Raw genomic sequence first — 18,228 nt, forward strand, 5'->3', positions numbered from 1 at the left:
CCCTAGGTTGCCGGTGACCGGCGGCTTTCCGCATCTGTTGGCGCCGGGACGAATCGGCGCCATGACGGTGCGCAACCGGGTCGTCATGTCGCCAATGGAGACCAGGTACGGCACGCCAGACGGGCTGCCCTCGGAGCGCAGCCGTGACTATTTCGCCGCCCGAGCGAAGGGTGGAGTCGGTCTGATCACGTTGGGCGCCACTGGAGTCGACCATCATCACCCGGAGACTCCCGGTGGGCTGCAGCTATCCACTGACGCCGCAGTTGATGCCCATCAGACGCTGACGGAGGTGGTGCATGAGCAGAGCGCCAAGATCCAGCCTCAGCTCGTGCACGCCGGGCCCGACGGCTTGGGACCAGAGATATTCGGTGTCACGTCGTTGGGGCCGTCGGTGATTCCTTCCTATCTGACTGGGCGACCGTCGGCCGAGATCAGCAAACAACAGCTCCATCAAGTATTCGACTTGTTCAAAGTCGCGGCGCGACGGGCCGCCGAGGCCGGATATGACGGTGTCGAGCCGCACGCGGCCCACGGGTACATGTTGCCGGGTTATTTCCTTGCCCCGCAACGTAATCGGAGTACCGACGATTACCTGGGCGACTCGGCGCGGGGTCGGGTGCGCGTGGTGCTGGAGGCAGTGGCGGCGATTCGGTCCGAGATCGGCGACGGCCTGCCGATAACGCTGCGTATCTCCGGGTACGAACGGGTCGCCGGCGGGCGACCGATATATGAAGCCGCGCAGATGGCAACTGAACTCGCCGCCGCAGGCGTAGACGCGTTCCATGTCAGCGGGGGTGTGATCGATCGGCTCGTCACCGGAATGGTCAATGGCGCCGACGACGGCGACGCGGTCAACGTCGGCGCCGCGGCCGCGGTGAACACCACCCCGTCCGGTGGAGCCGCCCGGGAACTGGCCGCCGACAGCGTCGTGCTGGCCGGAACGCTCGAGCCCGACACCGCCCTATTCGACGACGTAGTTGCCGCTATGGCCGGCGTCGACGTGTACGCCGCCGGCGATTGCAGCGGCGTGGGCCTTTTTCGCAAAGCAACCGAAGACGGCGCGCGTGCCGCCTGTGCCATTTGATTACCAAAGGAGATTCAGCCATGACCCCAGCAGTCCAATCCCCGGCACTGACCGCGTCGCAGTCGTCGTGGCGCTGCGTACAAGCCCACGACCGCGCGGGCTGGCTGGCCCTGATGGCCGACGACGTCGTCGTCGAGGACCCGATCGGCAAGTCCGTTACCAACCCGGACGGCACCGGCGTCCGCGGCAAGGAAGCCGTCGGCGCCTTCTACGACACCAACATAGCGGCCAATCAGTTGACGATCACGTGCGAAGAGACGTTCCCCTCCAGCTCGCCCACCGAGATCGCCCATATCCTGGTGCTACACAGCAAGTTTGAGGGAGGATTCACCAGCACCGTTCGCGGGGTGTTCACCTACCGAGTCAACGACGCCGGGCTCATCACCAACATGCGTGGGTACTGGAATCTTGACGCCATGACTTTCGGTAAGGAAGAGTGAGCCACAGGCCGCTGCTAACCGTTCTGGAATCACTTGTGTCACTTTTGTTTCAGTAGTTTCTGCGGACCATTTTCTGTCGGTGCTCTCCGATAGCTTGGCGGTATGGCTTCGAGTGCGGTTGTTGATCGGGAGGCGATCACGGCGGCGTTTGATGCATTGGATGCTGCCGTCGATGGTGTGGTCGCGCTGGATTTTGATGCGCTGTGCGCCCGGGAGTGGTTGGTGTTGTTGGAGCGCTGTGAGCGGGTGCGCCGCAGGATACCTGCCGTCGAACACCCGATGATCAATCAGCTTGCCCGCCAAGCGACCCCCGAAGAGTTGGGCGGCACGCTTTCGCATGCGATTGCTGAGTGGACGCTGATCAGCCGCGCCGAGGCCGCCAAGCGTATCCGGGAGGCCGCCGATCTGGGGCCGCGTCGGGGCTTGACCGGTGAACCGTTGCCACCCGTCTTGGCCGCGACCGCCGCAGCACAACGCGCCGGGAAGCTCGGCGCCGGTCAGGTGGCGGTGATTCGGAAGTTCTGCCACGGGTTGCCCGGCTGGGTCGATACGGCAACCCGCGAACACGCCGAAGCGCATCTTGCGAAACTGGGCTCCCAGTTTCGGCCCGAACAATTGGCCGGGCTGGCCGATCGGCTCGCCGACTGCCTCAATCCCGACGGCACCTACAGCGACACCGACCGCGGCCGGCGGCGCGGCTTAACCTTAGGCAACCAGCAGACCGACGGCATGACGGCGCTGCACGGCTGGCTGACCCCCGAGGCCCGCGCCACGCTGGAGGCTGTGCTGGCCAAACTGGCCGCGCCCGGCATGTGTAACCCCACCGATGACACCCCGTGTGTGGACGGCGCGCCCAGCCAAGACGCGATCGAGCGGGATACCCGCAGCCCCGCCCAACGCAACCACGACGCGCTCACTGCCGCGCTACGCGCCCTGCTGGCGTCGGGAAAACTGGGCCAGCACAATGGGCTACCGGCCTCCATCATCGTGTCCACCACCCTGGCCGAGCTCGAGGCCGCCGCCGGCAAAGGCCTCACCGGCGGCGGCACCCTATTGCCCATGAGTGATGTCATCCGCCTAGCCCGCCACGCCCGGCACTATCTGGCGATTTTCGACAAAGGCAAGGCGCTGGCGCTCTACCACACCAAGCGACTCGCCTCACCCGCACAGCGAATCGTCTTGTACGCCAAGGACCGTGGCTGCTCCGCGCCCGGATGCACAGTGCCCGGCTACTACTGCGAAGTGCATCACACCATCCCCTACGCCACCTGCCGCAGCACCGACATCAACAACCTCACCTTCGGCTGCGGCCCCCAACACCGCCTCCTGCAACCCGGCGGCTGGACCACCCGCAAAAACACCCACGGCACCACCGAGTGGATACCGCCCCCGCACCTGGACCGGGGCCAACCGAGAATCAACACCTATTGGCACCCCGAGAAACTGCTCGACAGCGGGGACGATGACGAGGACGACAGTCCAGGTGCGGTGTAACCACTGTGTGCATCTGACGCCCTGGGTCGTACATATGCTGGGGCCATGGCGACGATCTTCACCAAAATCATTAACCGTGAACTACCCGGCCGTTTCGTGTACGAGGATGACGACGTCGTCGCATTCCTCACCATTGAGCCAATGACACAGGGCCATACGCTTGTTGTGCCACGCGCCGAGATCGATCAATGGCAGAACGTGGATCCTGCGGTATTCGGCCGCGTCATGGATGTGAGTCAGCTGATCGGCAAGGCTGTATGCCGGGCGTTCAACACCGAGCGCGCCGGGGTGATCATCGCCGGACTGGAAGTACCCCACCTGCACGTCCATGTGTTTCCTACCCGCAGCCTGAGCGACTTTGGCTTTGCCAATGTCGACCGCAACCCGTCCCCGGAATCCCTCGACGCGGCGCAAACCAAAATCAAGGCAGCCCTGGCTCAGCTGGCGTGAGCTGGCGGTCCCTCTCGGTCAAGGCGCGCTCAAACGTGCGCGGGTACATCGCTGACCCGCGGCAGCGTGACGCGGAAGCAGCAGCCCTGCCCCGGTGCGGTTGTCACAGTGACCACACCGCCGTGGGCGCGCACCAAAGAGTCGACGATCGACAACCCCAGTCCGGTACCGCCACTGGCCCGGGCTCGAGACGAGTCGGTGCGATAGAACCGCTCGAAGACCCGCAGCGCATCCTCCTGACTCATGCCTGGACCCTGGTCAGCCACTTCGAGCACCGCGTTGCCGCCATCGGTGCCGACCCGCACGGTGACGTCGGCGCCTTCCGGGGTGTGCTGTAAGGCGTTGGCGACGAGATTGCTCAGCACCTGGCGTATCCGAGGCTCATCACCATGAACCTCCGGGGTACCGGGACCGTCAAAGACTTCCATAGTGATCGTGCGGTTGGGGTCGATTGCCTGCGCGTCGTGCACGGCATCGCTGGCCAGCGCCAACAAGTCCACCCGACGGTGTTCGAGTGGCCGCTGCACATCCAGGCGGGCGAGCAACAACAAATCGTCCACCAGCAGGCCCATCCGGCTTGCTTCGCTTTCGATCCGCGACATCAACATGGCCACGTCGCGGGCAGCGCCCTGCCGATACAACTCAGCGAACCCACGAATGGTGGTCAACGGGGTGCGTAGTTCGTGGCTGGCGTCGGTGATGAACCGCCGCATCCGGTCCTCTGAACCGCGGGCCGTCTCGGCAGAAGACTCCGAGGATGCCAACGCTTCCTGAATCTGGGTAAGCATTCCGTTGAGCGCCAACGAAAGTCGGCCCACCTCGGTTCGGGGATCACGTTCCGGCACGCGGCGATCCAGCTGGCCCGCGGCGATCGCCGCAGCGGTTTGCTCGACTTCAGCCAGCGGTCGCAGGCTACGGTGCACGACCGCATAACCGGCAATCCCGACCACAACCAGCACCGCCACCCCGATGCCGAACTGCGACCAGACCAGCGACCGGACCGTGTGCTGGACGTCGGACAAATCGATCGCGACCGTGGTCAGGCCGTGCGGCCCCCGCACCGACACCGCTCGCCACTGGATGTCAGAGCCGCTGACCGATCGCAGGGTCGTCGGATTAGGGCCCACATCATTGTTAGACGGGAGTGCCGGTTCGGCGTTGCGGTCGTTGATGGCCGTAAAGGTGCTGCCGTCAGCGCCAATACCCCGTACATAGAACTTTGACGGCGGCCGGCCCGGGTCTGGGCCCGCGTAGGGCGGACCGGTCCCCGGTCGCCGCGGGGCCTGTGCCCAGCTTCGGGATGCGTCGAGCAGCGTCGAGTCAATGCGGCTGACCAGGCTGTGACGCAGGATCGAGGTGACCGCGACCCCCGAGGTCACCAGGCCGCAGGCCACCAGCGCTAGGGTGGCGGCAACCAGGCCTACCCGCAACGGCATTCCGCGTCGAAGCTGTTGTGCCATACCCATACTCGCTATCGCTTGCCATCTCGCCGAGTCACTGGTGGCGACTCAGCGCGGCTCCCGCAACACGTAGCCCACCCCACGCAAGGTATGCAGCAACCGCTTCTCCCCGGTGTCAATCTTGCGGCGCAGATACGACACATAGGACTCGACCACATTGACGTCGCCCCCAAAGTCATAGCGCCACACATGATCGAGGATTTTGGGTTTGCTCAACACGGTGCCGGCGTTGATCACAAAGTAGCGCAGCAAAGTGAATTCGGTGGGAGAAAGCGATACCGGCTCGCCGGCCTTCCAGACTTCGTGGGTCTCCTCGTCGAGTTCGATATCTGCGAAGGTGAGGCGGGCATTGCGAGGTTCTGCCCTGCCCTTGCCGGCGCGGCGCAGAATGACTCGCAGCCGAGCAACGACCTCCTCAAGGCTGAACGGCTTTGTCACATAGTCGTCGCCGCCCAGGGTCAGACCGGCAATCTTGTCCTGCAGTGAGTCGCGCGCGGTCAGGAACAACGCCGGGGCGTCAATGCCGTCGGCACGCAGCCGGCGCAGCACCCCGAAACCATCCATCCCCGGCATCATCACGTCCAGGATCACCGCGTCCGGCCGAGCTTCGCGGGCCCGGTCCAGCGCCGCAGCTCCGTTGGTCGCGGTGTGAACCTCAAAGCCCTGGAATTTGAGGCTCACCGAGAGCAGTTCGACAATGTTGGCTTCGTCGTCGACAACGAGGACGCGCGCCTCCGGGGTGGTTTCGCTGGGGGTTACCGCTGTCATCAGTTCACATCTCTCGCACGTGGTTGGATGCTAGCTTTCTAGTCATTGTGTAGTTCCTGGGAACCGGTTGCCAATGGCCTGCCAAGAGTCTGCCAGTAATCGCCTCAGCTGCCAGGACCCTGCTGGGGTTTTCTGAGCGCGTTGCGAATAAACTCACTCCATGGATCTGGGCAAGCGCATCGCGGCGATGGCGACCGTGCCCATACGATTCGGGCTTGCCGCGACGGAGGCGAGCCTTAACCTCGCTGGCGCGGGCCTTAACCTGGCAAAGCAGGCCCTGGGTGACAGCGGCAGCACCGGCTCAAACGCAATGGCCAGCGTGTTGGGAATTGATGACGCCCTCGCGCGCGCCAACCGGCTAGCCCGGCTGCTGGATGACGATGCACCACTGGGACGCGCGATCGCGCCCGAAGGACCGGTGGATCGCCTGCTGCGCCCGGGCGGGTTGGTCGATCTGGTGACAGCGCCCGGTGGTTTACTCGACCGCCTGACCGAGGAGGGCGGCGGGTTGCAGCGCGCGTTGCAGCCGGGCGGGCTGGCCGATCAGCTGCTCGCAGCGGACGGGTTGATCGAACGACTCCTCTCCGACGGTGGGCTGGCCGACCGACTGCTCGCCGAGGACGGCCTGATCGACAAGTTGACGGCGAAGGACGGACCACTCGAACAGCTCACCGACCTTGTCGACACCCTGGGGCGACTGACGCCCGGGATGGAGGCGCTGGAGCCCGCTATCGCCACCCTGCAAGACGCTGTCTCCGCGCTGACCCTGGTGGTCAACCCGCTCAGCAACATCGCCGAACGCATCCCGCTGCCGCGCCGCTCACCTCGGCACCCGCCGTCCCGGTCGGTGCGATCGCAACGCGTCATCGACGCCGACGAATGAGCAGCTAGGCTTGCACCGGTTTTACGCCTCCTTAGCTCAGTGGTAGAGCACTCGCCTTGTAAGCGAGCGGTCGTCAGTTCAATCCTGACAGGGGGCTCCAACTTTGTGTATGACGTCGGTTGATGGTTTAACAACAGGCGGTCGCACTTCTCACCGGCTCGTACTTGCTTGAGCGGCTTGAAAGACAGAGCGCCAGAGGTCTGTGCCGTGGAAGTGTCCAGCGCGCGGCAGCACCTCCAATTGTGCCTTCGGGATGAGCTTCGCCACGTGCTCGGCATGATGAAGTGGGACGGCGCCGTCCAATTCACCGTGCCAGAGGTGGACCAGACACTCAACACCCGCGAGGTCCAGATCCAGTCCCGACGATGTACCCCAGAGTCGCCACTCCTCGGCAAGTCCGTGCGGGCCGTTTCTGGTGGCTTCGGCGTAGGCGTCAGCGAAGAACTCTTCTGCTTCTGGGTAGATCGCGCGGTCCACAGGGTGAATTGCCAGCTGAGCATATTTTGCTGGGGAGGTTTGCCTGATGTACCAGCGCCCAACGGCGGGAGCCAGACCGAGCAACCGACCCTTCATCACTTTCCGAGTGTTCACCCCACGCCCGAACCGCAGTGTTCGGGTCGGGTCCACCCCGCTGACAATGCCAACAAAGGTCAACCTCTCGGGAAACGCTAAGGCACAAGCAATCGTGTAGCGCGCACCACCTGAATACCCGAGGATTGCGAATCGGTCGAGCTCAAGCTCATCCGCCACGGTGAGAACATCGGCGGGCCAATCGGCATAACGCCGTCGCGGTTGGTGCGTTGATCCACCAAAGCCGGGGCGATCAATTCCGATGAGCCGCACACCCGACCCGTTTAGCGCCGGTCGATTAAACGGATGGTCCCAATCCAGGCGCGACCCAGGAGTCCCGTGGAAGTAGAGCAACGGTGACCCGTCGAGTTGCCCCATCTGAGCGTATGCCAGCGACCGACCGTCCGATGTGCAAACGGTTCCCTCTACGACGCCCACGGTCATGCTCTTTCGTTGTCGCTTGCGCATGTCAAGAGCGGCACTCTACCGACAGGCGACCGATCGCGTACGCATCGGGTCACATTGTGATTGTTGCCGCGAGGCCAGCATTTTGCACCCACCGGCCGCCACTATGCGGCCCGCGCGCGCCCAGCGCGCGGGGCTGGTTATCTCCCCACCGCTGGGGCCGCAGTCTCAGGACGATTCGTCGCCGACGTCGTCGAGGCGAAACCCACCGAGGCGGCGGGCAATGTCGTCAGTTTTGGTCAAAGTCGCGTTGTATCGCTCGCAAGTGGATTAGCTGTTGGTGACCTCGCTCCGTCAGGCACAGATAGACTCCGTAATCAGTGGGTGCGAGTTGCGCTTGGTCCGGCAGCAAGTCAACCGATTCGGGCAGGGGGTCGCCGATGACCCAGCGACCCGGTTTGCCCCGCTTGTCTTCGAGGTTGCGGACATAGCCACCGTTGGCGGGCGTGCGTAGTCGGCGGCACACGTTGGAATTTGTCCAGCGCCAACTTGTCGGCGACGGCTCGGGCCATTTACACCCTCAGGGCACGCGAGCGCGGCGACCGCACCGACAATCTCGCGCACGGTCATAGCGCACGCCAGATGAGCGAGATAAGCGAAGCTGTGAAACGTCGAAAGACGTTGAACTGTATTATTTCTACTGTTCTCAGCACACTTTTAAGTCAGCTGAGACGGCAGGTTTTCGAAACCTGCCGGGGCACCATTTGACCTGCGGAAGCGTAAACCCGTGCAAAGATTCATGCAACTAGGCACGAGCCGGGCATCGACGGGGGCCGGGGCTAAGGACGAACATCGGTGGGGTGACCGATGACGCAACGCGCCACGCGAATAGTTACAGTACGCAAAGGACCCGCGGAGAGTCGACCGCACGACCACCAGGTCAGGCCGCGCACTTCGCGGGATGATGTGATCGGCGGTCGCACTGACCACGGTTGCAACTCTCAAGCCGCAACTGACGTAACGGGTCCTCGGAAGGACTTGAGCGCGGAGTCTGCGCCATGCGCTGGTGAGCCCCATCTGGCGTCATTCGGTCGGACTACGACAAACCCGTTCGGACGGGTTGAGATCGCCTTGTAAGCGAGCGGTCATCAGTTCAATCCTGACAGAGGGCTCCAACTTTCACTGCCCGCGCGGCCGGAGCGCCCAGTTACGGCAACAGGTTGGTCAGATCGGTCGATAGGCCAGCCAGGCTGCCGCCCACTGCGTCGACCACGTCCCGGGTTACCGCGACGGGGAACTGAACGGTCGCCGTAGCGACCTCGTCGACACCGTCTCGAACCGCGTTCACGATCGCCGCCGGATCACCGGTGAAAAGGGACGCCCCGATGTTGTAGGCCGCAAACTGTGGCGCCATGATCAGGTTCCGCGCGTCGACGAACAGCTCGGTCGGCAACGATGCCGGCGGGACGGGTACGCCGTCCCAACTGACCAGCGTCCAGCCAAGCTGGGGATCGCCCTGCACCACAACAACGCCGGTGTTGGACAACGGGTGGGTGAGCATGAGCAAGAGATCGGGGTTTTTGACATTCATCAACGTCCCGACCTCGATCGCAAATTCGCTGGAGTAAGCGACGTCGGTGATCTGGCCGTTGACGGCCTGGATCGGGTGGGCTATGGCAGTGGAATACATCGTTTGCAGCGCGCTGGTAAAGCCCTGGTCGAAAACCACCCCGTTAAAGCTGGTAGACCCCGGGGCCAGCATCGGTACGAGGGGAAATCCGAGCGTCCAGGCGACCGGACCGACCAGATACAGCAGGCCCGCGGGGTTGATTTGCGGTAAGCCATCGAAAATGCCGGCGTTGATCTCGTTGAGGCCGGCCAACACCTGCGGGTTCATTCCCAGCATGCCGACCAACGGCGCCGCGGTCTGCTGCGCCCTGATCAACTGCGACTCGAAGATCCCGGCGAAGGGGCCCTGCGACGCCAGCACGTTAGCGATCGTCTGCGCCTGTTGCTGGCCCAGCTGGGTGAGTGGAAGTCCGGGCACCGCCGTGTCAATCAGGCTTGCCGCGTTGCCCATCGACTGCCCGTGCCGGACGAAGTCAATGACGATCGACTGCTGGGTGTGGCTGGTGGAAGCTGCCGCCGTTCCGGCGACACCATGGCCGATCAGATCACGGCCAAACAGCATCTCGGTGGTCGCATTGATCATCGGATCGAGCAGCTGGCCAAGCGGGCTGCCTATCCAGGCTTCGCCGACCACGGAAACGGCTGAACTCGCCGCGCCCAGCGCCCCCTGCATCGACGTGGTGATGGCCGCCTCCATACCCACATACGATGCCGATGCCGCGCTCAGGGTGCGCACAAACTGCTGGTAGTACGTCGCTGCCTGCGCCGCCGCCGCCTGAAACTCCTGAGCGTGCGCGCCAAACAACGCCGCAATGGCCGCCGACACCTCATCACTGCCCGCCGCCACTAACTCAGTCGTCGGGACGAGTGCGGCCAGATTGGCGGCCGCCACTGCCGAACCGACCCGCGCTACATCCGCTGCCGCCGTCTCCAACATATCCGGCGCCACAAGAACAAATGACATCGCCTGCCCTCGGTGCTATCAGGTACTTGACATCATGGCGCCCAACGCCAGAAAGCGGGCGGGAATCGATGGCAATGGTGGTGAGCCACTACCCCGACCGATGCCCGCAAGGTCGCTTAACCCTCGTTACGCAAGCCGAAATACGCTCTGCTGCAACGAATACAGGCTAACAACCACTGCTGAAGCCTCGGGGCTGCGAACGTTGCAGTACCTCTGTTCGGCGGCACCCACGAAGTGCTGAGCATTGGTCAGATTCCAAGTGGGATGCATCCCGTTGACCTGCCTGACGACGTCGGCGCACGTCTAGCCAGGCTCGTTCATGACCAGACAACTGCCACCCCTTGGGCGAAAGCGTCATCATGGCTTAGCTTTAGCCCGAATTCCGGGACGCCAGATGATAGGCGGCGGCACTTCCCATACCGCCCAAGCCGAGCCGCATACACTGCCACCATGGTGCATCCTTCACCGGCGAGGTACGCATTGAATCGGGTCCCCGTTGCGGTCGGGATGGCCGTTGTGCTTGTGATCACCGTGCTCGCGATACCGCTTAAAGTACGGTGTGGTGCGCCGGGCTACACCTGCGCTACGACGCTAGACGCGCACGGCAACGTTCACTATTACTACGAAGTTGAACCGCTCGGCGTATACGTCGCCGAAATTGTCATGGGTTCAAATATTAGTTTTTATTACAAGTCGGGCGACGAAACCGCGAAGGTCCGGTAACTTGCCCCGCGCCGGCCTGAAACACACGGCTCGGGTCGCAAAGATCCGATGCGAATCCCCGGGAGGGAGCATGCTCAATCGCAGCAGTGGACCCGCCGGCGCGCTCGGCACCGCAGCGGTCACCGGATTTGCCGTGACGGCGGTGCTGATGTGCTGCACGGCACCACACTCACACGTCACCGAGGTGATGTTGGTCGACGCGACCGAAAGCGTGTGCGACGCGAAGGCGATGTGCCCCGCCGATCCAGCACCCGATAGTGGAGATCAAGCCACCGCCGAGCAGCGGGTCATCGATGGCTACATCGCGAAGCAAAAGGGTTGCACACCAGACACACCACCCAACCCCCGGTCCGTCACCTGGGATCCGCCCGGCTTTACGCCCAACATGGGAGGGACGGGCGTCGTGAATGACACCGATCCCCGATTGGGCGGCCAATTCCGCGCCGACTGGGTAAACGGCCGGTGGCACATCGAATACCCGTACTGCTGATCGCCCCGCACAAAACTTTGCTAGCCGTGACAGATCTGCGCGGCGTACCTGGCCGCCGCACTCGGCGGCGTGGTGAGCCAAGAAGAGATGGTGAGCCCTGGGTTCACCAGGCCGTCGGTGATCCCGAGTTTCGCCAGGTCGAGGCTGATCCCGACGGTATCCGGAGCGGTCCTGGCGGCATGAGTCTCGTTGTCGGGCCGGACGTTCACCTTGTCGGTCCGCGGGGTGCCTTGGATGGCCGTGATCGACAAGCCATCGGCGCTCTGCTGCGGGCCCAGTTGAACGAATTTCGTGCCGTTGTTGGCGATGGTGTAAGTCAGCTCCGCGCCGACCCAACCCGCGGTCTGCGAATCCGTGCTCAGCGACGGCGGTAGTGGCTGGGCGAATCGAACCGCTAGCTGCAACACGTTGCTTCGTGGATGCGTGACATCAACCGAGGCCACCGTCATGGAAGACGGCGGCGTTGACCCGGACTGCACCTGGCAGATGAGTTTGCTCGGCAGCCGTGACCAGTCGGCTCGCGACGACTTCGTCCAAACCTGGAAGCCCACCACGACCACGATCAACAACAAGGCGACCGGAACGACCAATCGCAGCCCCGCCGGTGTCTTGTCCCATACCCGCCGGACGCCGCGCGCCGCGGCCGGTGACGGCGGTACTGAGCTGCCCGGCGGGCACGAGTTGAGGTCGATCAACTTAGGACACCTACTCCTGCTGAGGTCGCTCCCGCGAGGTCAGGTCCAAGACCCCGCAGCAACCCTTGCGAACTTGCGGGTTTTCGTCAGACCGTACTGGTAGCGGGCGAATGCGGACGGGAACTTGGCCGCGTCCGGCCAGGTGAGCCTGCCCACATCGATCTTCGCACGACCCATTCGATTGGGGGCTTCACAGCAAGCTACCGCATACTTGACACCATGCTGCCTGCGACATCACCGCAAACCGCTGATGCGGTGCTAGGTGGTGCGCTAGTAATTGATCGAGGTTTCTGATGGCGCGTTCTCGCGGTCCTCGGCATCGGCATCGCGCCGTTCGTAAGCCGTCACGAATCCGCATAGCGCTGACCCGGGGCTTCATGACGCTGACATCGCTCGTCGCGGTGCTGCTGACCGGAGCCGGCTATTGGGTAGCCCACGGTGCGCTGGGAGGCATCACCGTTTCGCAGGCCCTAACCGCGGACGATCCGCGATCCACCGACAACAACATCAACATCTTGCTCATCGGCTTGGACTCACGCAAAGACCAGCAGGGCAATGATCTGCCTTGGTCGATCCTGAAGCAGCTGCACGCTGGCGATTCCGACGACGGGGGCTATAACACCAACACCCTGATACTGGTGCACGTCGGTGCCGACAATAAGGCGGTCGCGTTTTCCATCCCCCGCGATGACTGGGTGGCCTTCAGCGGCGTTCCCGGATACAACCACATCAAGATCAAAGAGGCCTACGGGCTGACTAAGCAATATGTCGCGCAGCAGCTCGCCGATCAGGGTGTCGACGATCAGAAAGAGCTGGAGATGCGGGGGCGCGAAGCCGCCCGGGCGGCGACCTTGCGCGCGGTGCGAAGCCTGACCGGCGTGCCGATCGACTATTTCGCCGAGATCAATTTGGCCGGTTTCTACGATCTGGCCCACACCTTGGGCGGTGTTGAGGTGTGCCTCAATCACGCTGTCTACGACTCATATTCCGGTGCCGACTTCCCGGCCGGGCGACAGCGACTGGATGCTTCGGAGGCGCTCGCGTTTGTCCGGCAGCGTCATGGCCTCGACAACGGGGACCTCGACCGCACCCATCGACAGCAGGCATTCATATCCTCGGTCATGCGGGAGCTTCGGGACACGGGCACCTTCACCAACCTAGACAAGCTCAAGAGCCTGATGGCAGTGGCGCGCAAAGATGTCGTGCTGTCGGCGGGTTGGAACGAAGACCTGATCCAGCGATTGGGAGCGCTCGCGAACGGCGTGGGAGAAAACCGGGCCGAATTCCGGACGCTGCCGGTAGTGCGCTACGACAACATCGACGGCCAGGACGTCAACATCGTCGACCCGGCCGCGATCAAGGCTGAGGTGGCGTCGGCGATCGGCGCCGCCCCGCCCACCTCCGCAACCACCACCACGCCCAGCAAGCCGAATCCGTCCACCGTCGTGGACGTGATCAATGCCGGAAGCTTGACCGGACTCGCCAGCGAGGTGTCCCGGGCGCTGAAAAAGCACGGCTACACCGCGGGTCAGGTCCGCGACCGCAGCTCAGGCGAGCCGACTACCGCCTCGATTCAATACGGCGCCGGAGCGGACACCGATGCCCAGAACGTGGCCACCCTGCTCGGCATCGACGCCCCTAACCAAGCGGATCCCAAGTTGGCGTCCGGACACATCCGAGTGATCGTTGACACCAACTATTCATTGCCGGCCGCCGACGACAGCGCGACGGACGAAACCACCACCACTTCCAAGAAGACCGGCACCTATCCGCCGTACAGCTACGACACCAGCCCTTACCCCACGCCCGACCAAGGGCAACCCATCGACGGCGGCGGCGTCCCGTGCGTCAACTGACGTCGGATTGACCAGAACCTCTAGGGCGCTCCTCACGCATGTGTACCGCCGTCGATGCGGATTTCGGTGCCGGTGATGAACGCGCCGTCCTCAGACACCAGCATGGCGATCACGCCGGCGACGGCAGCAGGATCGGCCATCCCGGTGCGGCTGGATTCCAGTGTGGTGGGCAGTATCGGCATAAGCCTGGGAAACAGCGACCAATCGGCATCTTTCGGAATGTAGCCCCCCGCAGCATCGGTGAGCCCGGACTTGATGCTGCCTGGCGCGACGCAGACCGCGCGCAGACCCTCCTTCGCGTATTCGAGTGCCAATGAATGGGTAAAGGCCTGAATTCCACCCTTGCTCGCCGCGTATGCCGCCATGTATGGGTGCGCAAAAGATGCCGAAGTAGAGCTGAAATTGACGATCACGCTGCGTGAATTCGCCAGTAGCGCCGGCAGCGCTTCGCGGACCACCAGGAAGGTACCGGTCAGGTTGATGGCGATGATCTGATTCCACTGCTGAGTGCTGGTCTGGTGGGTGTGAGCGGCGCCCAAGATGCCGGCCGCGTTGATCAATGAATCCAAGCCGCCGAGCGTTTTGACTGCCCAGCACACGCCGTCGATGACGGAATCCTCGTTAGCGACATCCATCTGGATAGTGGTGAGCCGGTCGCCTGTTGCCGCCTCGTCGGCCCGAGCCTGAGTCTTGGCCAGCCCGTCCGCCACGATGTCGGCTCCCACCACGGTGGCACCCTCGTCCAGCAACCGCAACGCGGTGGCTTGACCAATGCCCGACGCCGCACCGGTCACTAGGATCCGATTGCCTCCGAGTCGTTGTTTCATGTAGCACATCTTTCACCATGCCTCCGAGGAACACGGCATGGTGGATGGCATGGACATCGGATTCATCGGCCTGGGGAACATGGGCAGCGGCATGGCCGCCAACCTGGTGAAAGCGGGTCACCAAGTCACCGTCTACAACCGTTCACCCGACAAAGCGCAGGCCCTCGTTCAGCAAGGCGCGACGGCGGCGCGCACCGTCGCCGAAGCCAGCAGCGGTGCGGTTGTCTTTTCCATGCTCTCCGACGACCGGGCCGTCGAGGATGTGGTGTTTGGTGAGGACGGCATTGTGACTTCGCTAGCACCGGGCGCCACCCATGTCTCATCGAGCACCATCAGCGTCGCGCTGTCGGAGCGCCTGGCGGCCGCGCACACCCAAGCCGGTCAGCGGTATGCCGCGGCGCCGGTGTTCGGCAGGCCAGAAGCTTCTTCTGCCGCAGAACTTTTCGTCATCGCCGCGGGCGCTCCGCAGGTTCTAGAGCCGCTGCTCCCGCTGTTCGACGCTATCGGCCAGCGGACCTTCGTGGTATCCGAACAACCGCACGCTGCCAACTTGGTGAAACTGAGCGGCAACTTCCTGCTCGCGTCGGCCGTCGAGACCGTCGGCGAGGCCGTCGCGCTGGTCACCAAGGCCGGCGTTGACAGGCAGCAGTACGTCGACATCCTTACCTCAACATTGTTCACCGCGCCGGCGTATCAGACCTACGGCGGGCTGATCGCGCGACAGGAATTCGAGCCGGCCGGGTTCGCGGCGACCCTCGGCCTCAAAGACCTGCGGCTGGTGCTCGCCGCCGCATCAGACCTGCAGGTGCCGCTGCCCGTCGCCAGTCTGCTGCGCGACCGCCTGCTGACCCTGGTGGCAACCGGCAACGGACACCTGGACTGGTCGGCCGTCGCTATGCTCGCCGACCGCGACGCCGGCACGGCGTCCACGCCAGACTCACACCACCCCACGTAGACCGTCAGCGCCAACACGGGTTCCGCATCGCTGAGCAAAACAATCCAGCGAATCCGTCACGGGTGCAACTAGATCCGTGCGGGTCAAGCGGCGGCCACCATCAACATCTGATCAACGGTCGACTTGGTGACCCTGTGCCCGCCCGTCGCGGCTACGGTGTGTCGCGGCGGGCCACCTTCGCCGGCTTCGCGGTGCGCCAATCCTCCACATCGGGCGGCAGGCCAACCGGGTACCGGTTCTCGTTGCGGGCTGCCCAATGGGCGTGCCCAAGCTCGTGCACGTGGAATGCATGCCGCAGCGCCTCGGTGAATCCCATCGCATCGGAGGCGGCGTTGACCGAATCCTTGATCAGCAACGCCGCCATGGTGGGCCGCTCGGCGATGCGGCGGGCGAACTCGAGCGTCTTGGCCTCCAGCTCCTCGAGCGGGAAAACCTTGGACACCATGCCGAGCCGGTAGGCCTCGTCGGCGTCCAGCGCATCGCCAGTCAACAGCAGCTCTTTGGCCTTACGCGGACCGAATTCCCAAGGGTGAGCGTAGTATTCGACGCCCGGCATACCCATGCGCACCGCGACCACATCGCTGAACTTCGCGTTGTCGGCAGCAACAATCAGATCGCATGCCCAGATCAGCATCAAACCTGCCGAGATCGCGTTGCCCTGCACCTGGGCGATGGTGATTTTACGCAGATCGCGCCAACGGCAGGTGTTTTGGAAGAAGTAGTGCCACTCCTGCAGATAGGTCTTCTCCGCGACCGCATCGCGGGTAGCGCCGTACGAGCGGAAGGTCGGATGCTGCCCCGGTCCGGGCTTGCGTTCCAGCAACGCCGCGTCTGAGCCCAAGTCGTGACCGGCAGAAAAGTTCCTGCCACGCGCCGCCAGAATCACCACACGAACGGCGTCGTCAGCCTCGGCGCGGCTAAACGCCTCATCAAGCTGAACCAGCAAGGTGCGGTTCTGCGCGTTGTGGGCGTCGGGCCGGTTGAGCCAGATCCGGGCGATGCGGCCGTCGTCCAGAGTTTCGTAGGCCACCAGCTCGTGTGTGTTGGTTTGGTCGGAGACTGTCATTCGGCCTACCTCGCTTATCAGGCTTGCTGCGTATCTGGTCCGACCTTTTCCACGTTACGGCCAGCACCCAGCGCATTCGCCGCCGGGCTGACCGGTGTCAGCAGCTACGAATCAGCACCATGCCAGCGGCTCCTCCAGCATCGAGCAGCCCGGCCGGCTCAGCCGTCGGTTTCCGACGAGCACACCACTACGGCTGGTCCAGCGCCGCCGCCAGAAGAGCCGCGGCAGCCTTGAGGAGGCCATTGGTGCGGGCAAGCTCTGCGTTCTGTTGCTTCAGCTGGTCAAGTTGGGGGAACTGTTCGGACGCCACACCCGAACCGTCGTGGTCAATATCGCTCCTGCGCAGCCGCTCATGGACCGTTTCGGTGATGGTGTTGCCGAGCGTGTCGGTCACCGCCCGAATCGCCATCCGCTCCATGTCATGGCGGCCGTGAACCGAGGCGACTGTCCGCCCCTCCTGGCGATGCGACGTGCCGTTGGCCCCGTTTTGCGACACGGGCGGATACGGCCGCGCCATCTGGTGGTTTGCGACCTCTGCGCCAACGCGGGAGGCCACCGCCTGCTGTTGGTCCAACCGCTGGTCAAGCTCCGCTTCGCGCTGGTCAAGCTCGGATTCCCATTGGGCTAGTTCAGCTTCCTGCTGAGTGAGCTCAGCTTGATGCTGAGCAAGCTGAGCCTCCCGATAGCGAAGCTGGGCTAGCTGCTGAGGAAGCGGGGCTCCTCGCTGAGCGAGTTGCGCCTCCAGGTGGGAAAGCTGGGTTTCCTGCTGGCGAAGCCGGATTTCCTGCTGGCGGACCTGGTCTTCGTGTTGACACACGGCGGCTTCCCGCTCGGCCAGCGCGACTTCCCGCTTACGGAGCCCCCCGTCGCGGTTACGGAGCTCGGCGTTCCGATTGCGGAGTTCCACGTCTTCCTCGATATGTCGAGTCAGCTCCTGCTCAACCAGGTCGATGAAGATATCGACTTCTTGCTCGCTGTAACCGCGCTTGCCAATGCGCGCCCTCGAGAAGGCGACGTTGTGGACATCAGCTGGAGTGAGAGTCATTGTTTCTCCTCCCGGAGCCTTGGGCACCGGCCGGCGAGCCGCAATGCGGCTTAGGATAATATTTTTTTCGCGGCGCTGTGCTTCGTTTGCCACTGAATAACGAGCGTCAGCTCAAACCGACGACTGTGCGGCGGGCTGCGGGAAGTGCGCCAGACAGTCGGTTGTCCGCGCCTGGATGTCGAGTTCTTCGACGTCAGCGCCGGTCAGCGAACCTGCCGTCAGCGGCGCGGCAATCGTCAACCGCGGTCGATGGCCGCCCAGGTATCGGCCCGCAACAGGCGGCGGCGTGGATGCCTCAAACGTTCGCTAGGAGATTCATCTCAATCGCATCCTGGCAGTGTCCCCATCGAGGGCCTTGCCCAGAATCTCGGCAGTCTGCGCCGCATGCCGAGCCTGGCGTAGCCACCGGGACACCTGCGACAGC

The 18,228-nt window shown here is 63.7% G+C and carries 18 protein-coding genes and 1 tRNA gene; 10 read left to right on the forward strand and 9 right to left on the reverse strand.

Annotated features, from left to right (window positions below; translation table 11 throughout):
* Positions 1-13: 13 nt before the first annotated feature.
* The 4 genes from B586_RS17210 (at position 14) to B586_RS17225 (ending at position 3,468) form a co-directional block, all read left to right on the forward strand.
* Positions 14-1,084, forward strand: a complete 1,071-nt coding sequence (locus B586_RS17210) for an NADH:flavin oxidoreductase (RefSeq protein ID WP_236971315.1) — start codon at positions 14-16, stop codon at positions 1,082-1,084.
* A 20-nt stretch (positions 1,085-1,104) separates the two neighbouring features.
* A complete protein-coding gene (locus B586_RS17215; protein WP_047316353.1) occupies positions 1,105-1,524 on the forward strand; it encodes a ketosteroid isomerase family protein in 420 nt (139 codons plus the stop codon).
* A 102-nt stretch (positions 1,525-1,626) separates the two neighbouring features.
* On the forward strand, positions 1,627-3,018 hold the full coding sequence (locus tag B586_RS17220) for an HNH endonuclease signature motif containing protein (protein WP_054879294.1): 1,392 nt from the start codon (positions 1,627-1,629) through the stop codon (positions 3,016-3,018).
* A gap of 45 nt (positions 3,019-3,063) precedes the next feature.
* Positions 3,064-3,468: an HIT family protein gene (locus B586_RS17225; protein ID WP_047316331.1), complete on the forward strand. Its 405-nt coding sequence runs from the start codon at positions 3,064-3,066 to the stop codon at positions 3,466-3,468.
* 29 nt (positions 3,469-3,497) lie between these two features.
* Here B586_RS17225 and B586_RS17230 read toward each other — a convergent pair whose 3' ends face one another.
* A complete protein-coding gene (locus tag B586_RS17230; protein WP_047316330.1) occupies positions 3,498-4,928 on the reverse strand; it encodes a sensor histidine kinase in 1,431 nt (476 codons plus the stop codon).
* Positions 4,929-4,976: 48 nt separating this feature from the next.
* Positions 4,977-5,696 (reverse strand): two-component system response regulator PhoP, encoded by a 720-nt coding sequence (gene phoP / locus B586_RS17235; RefSeq protein ID WP_047316329.1) that lies wholly within the window; start codon positions 5,694-5,696, stop codon positions 4,977-4,979.
* 160 nt (positions 5,697-5,856) lie between these two features.
* Between phoP and B586_RS17240 the strand changes: the two genes are divergently transcribed.
* Positions 5,857-6,579 (forward strand): hypothetical protein, encoded by a 723-nt coding sequence (locus tag B586_RS17240; protein ID WP_047316328.1) that lies wholly within the window; start codon positions 5,857-5,859, stop codon positions 6,577-6,579.
* Positions 6,580-6,604: 25 nt separating this feature from the next.
* A tRNA-Thr gene (locus B586_RS17245) sits at positions 6,605-6,679 on the forward strand.
* Between the two features lie 50 nt (positions 6,680-6,729).
* Here B586_RS17245 and B586_RS17250 read toward each other — a convergent pair.
* Positions 6,730-7,593 (reverse strand): alpha/beta fold hydrolase, encoded by an 864-nt coding sequence (locus B586_RS17250; protein WP_168162558.1) that lies wholly within the window; start codon positions 7,591-7,593, stop codon positions 6,730-6,732.
* Between the two features lie 1,168 nt (positions 7,594-8,761).
* Positions 8,762-10,147: a PE domain-containing protein gene (locus tag B586_RS17260; RefSeq protein ID WP_054879291.1), complete on the reverse strand. Its 1,386-nt coding sequence runs from the start codon at positions 10,145-10,147 to the stop codon at positions 8,762-8,764.
* A gap of 450 nt (positions 10,148-10,597) precedes the next feature.
* On the opposite strand from B586_RS17260, the gene B586_RS17265 reads away from it, so the two are divergent.
* Both B586_RS17265 and B586_RS17270 read left to right on the forward strand, forming a co-directional pair.
* The gene (locus tag B586_RS17265; RefSeq protein WP_236971316.1) at positions 10,598-10,870 is read left to right on the forward strand and encodes a hypothetical protein; all 273 of its coding nucleotides are present in this window, start codon (positions 10,598-10,600) and stop codon (positions 10,868-10,870) included.
* A gap of 70 nt (positions 10,871-10,940) precedes the next feature.
* On the forward strand, positions 10,941-11,360 hold the full coding sequence (locus tag B586_RS17270; RefSeq protein WP_052915570.1) for a hypothetical protein: 420 nt from the start codon (positions 10,941-10,943) through the stop codon (positions 11,358-11,360).
* A 20-nt stretch (positions 11,361-11,380) separates the two neighbouring features.
* Here B586_RS17270 and B586_RS21165 read toward each other — a convergent pair whose 3' ends face one another.
* The gene (locus B586_RS21165) at positions 11,381-12,055 is read right to left on the reverse strand and encodes a DUF2510 domain-containing protein (protein ID WP_156406826.1); all 675 of its coding nucleotides are present in this window, start codon (positions 12,053-12,055) and stop codon (positions 11,381-11,383) included.
* A 293-nt stretch (positions 12,056-12,348) separates the two neighbouring features.
* On the opposite strand from B586_RS21165, the gene B586_RS17280 reads away from it, so the two are divergent.
* Entirely contained in the window at positions 12,349-13,911 is a 1,563-nt protein-coding gene (locus B586_RS17280) for an LCP family protein (protein WP_047316323.1), read from the forward strand.
* Positions 13,912-13,943: 32 nt separating this feature from the next.
* On the opposite strand, the gene B586_RS17285 is transcribed toward B586_RS17280, so the two are convergent.
* The gene (locus tag B586_RS17285) at positions 13,944-14,738 is read right to left on the reverse strand and encodes an SDR family NAD(P)-dependent oxidoreductase (RefSeq protein ID WP_047316322.1); all 795 of its coding nucleotides are present in this window, start codon (positions 14,736-14,738) and stop codon (positions 13,944-13,946) included.
* 37 nt (positions 14,739-14,775) lie between these two features.
* Between B586_RS17285 and B586_RS17290 the strand changes: the two genes are divergently transcribed.
* Positions 14,776-15,693 (forward strand): NAD(P)-dependent oxidoreductase, encoded by a 918-nt coding sequence (locus B586_RS17290; protein WP_082129335.1) that lies wholly within the window; start codon positions 14,776-14,778, stop codon positions 15,691-15,693.
* Positions 15,694-15,844: 151 nt separating this feature from the next.
* Here the strand turns inward: B586_RS17290 and B586_RS17295 are convergent, their stop codons facing one another.
* The 3 genes from B586_RS17295 to B586_RS22440 form a co-directional block, all read right to left on the reverse strand.
* Positions 15,845-16,759, reverse strand: a complete 915-nt coding sequence (locus B586_RS17295; protein ID WP_047316321.1) for an enoyl-CoA hydratase — start codon at positions 16,757-16,759, stop codon at positions 15,845-15,847.
* Between the two features lie 187 nt (positions 16,760-16,946).
* Positions 16,947-17,804: a DivIVA domain-containing protein gene (locus B586_RS22275; protein WP_231584524.1), complete on the reverse strand. Its 858-nt coding sequence runs from the start codon at positions 17,802-17,804 to the stop codon at positions 16,947-16,949.
* A gap of 111 nt (positions 17,805-17,915) precedes the next feature.
* A complete protein-coding gene (locus tag B586_RS22440; protein WP_257720469.1) occupies positions 17,916-18,044 on the reverse strand; it encodes a hypothetical protein in 129 nt (42 codons plus the stop codon).
* Positions 18,045-18,228 lie beyond the last annotated feature (184 nt).

It is taken from the genome of Mycobacterium haemophilum DSM 44634, from assembly GCF_000340435.2.
In the GTDB taxonomy this organism is placed as follows: Bacteria; Actinomycetota; Actinomycetes; order Mycobacteriales; family Mycobacteriaceae; genus Mycobacterium; species Mycobacterium haemophilum.

Bases quoted from the DNA above. Each gene is read 5' to 3' on its own strand.
- B586_RS17230 (WP_047316330.1), bottom strand. From the start codon at position 4,928: ATGGCACAACAGCTTCGACGCGGAATGCCGTTGCGGGTAGGCCTGGTT.
- B586_RS17270 (WP_052915570.1), top strand. From the start codon at position 10,941: ATGCTCAATCGCAGCAGTGGACCCGCCGGCGCGCTCGGCACCGCAGCG.
- B586_RS17250 (WP_168162558.1), bottom strand. From the start codon at position 7,593: ATGACCGTGGGCGTCGTAGAGGGAACCGTTTGCACATCGGACGGTCGG.
- B586_RS17260 (WP_054879291.1), bottom strand. From the start codon at position 10,147: ATGTCATTTGTTCTTGTGGCGCCGGATATGTTGGAGACGGCGGCAGCG.
- B586_RS17240 (WP_047316328.1), top strand. From the start codon at position 5,857: ATGGATCTGGGCAAGCGCATCGCGGCGATGGCGACCGTGCCCATACGA.
- phoP (WP_047316329.1), bottom strand. From the start codon at position 5,696: ATGACAGCGGTAACCCCCAGCGAAACCACCCCGGAGGCGCGCGTCCTC.
- B586_RS17265 (WP_236971316.1), top strand. From the start codon at position 10,598: ATGGTGCATCCTTCACCGGCGAGGTACGCATTGAATCGGGTCCCCGTT.
- B586_RS17295 (WP_047316321.1), bottom strand. From the start codon at position 16,759: ATGACAGTCTCCGACCAAACCAACACACACGAGCTGGTGGCCTACGAA.
- B586_RS17220 (WP_054879294.1), top strand. From the start codon at position 1,627: ATGGCTTCGAGTGCGGTTGTTGATCGGGAGGCGATCACGGCGGCGTTT.
- B586_RS22275 (WP_231584524.1), bottom strand. From the start codon at position 17,804: ATGACTCTCACTCCAGCTGATGTCCACAACGTCGCCTTCTCGAGGGCG.
- B586_RS17290 (WP_082129335.1), top strand. From the start codon at position 14,776: ATGGTGGATGGCATGGACATCGGATTCATCGGCCTGGGGAACATGGGC.
- B586_RS17225 (WP_047316331.1), top strand. From the start codon at position 3,064: ATGGCGACGATCTTCACCAAAATCATTAACCGTGAACTACCCGGCCGT.
- B586_RS17280 (WP_047316323.1), top strand. From the start codon at position 12,349: ATGGCGCGTTCTCGCGGTCCTCGGCATCGGCATCGCGCCGTTCGTAAG.
- B586_RS17285 (WP_047316322.1), bottom strand. From the start codon at position 14,738: ATGAAACAACGACTCGGAGGCAATCGGATCCTAGTGACCGGTGCGGCG.
- B586_RS17215 (WP_047316353.1), top strand. From the start codon at position 1,105: ATGACCCCAGCAGTCCAATCCCCGGCACTGACCGCGTCGCAGTCGTCG.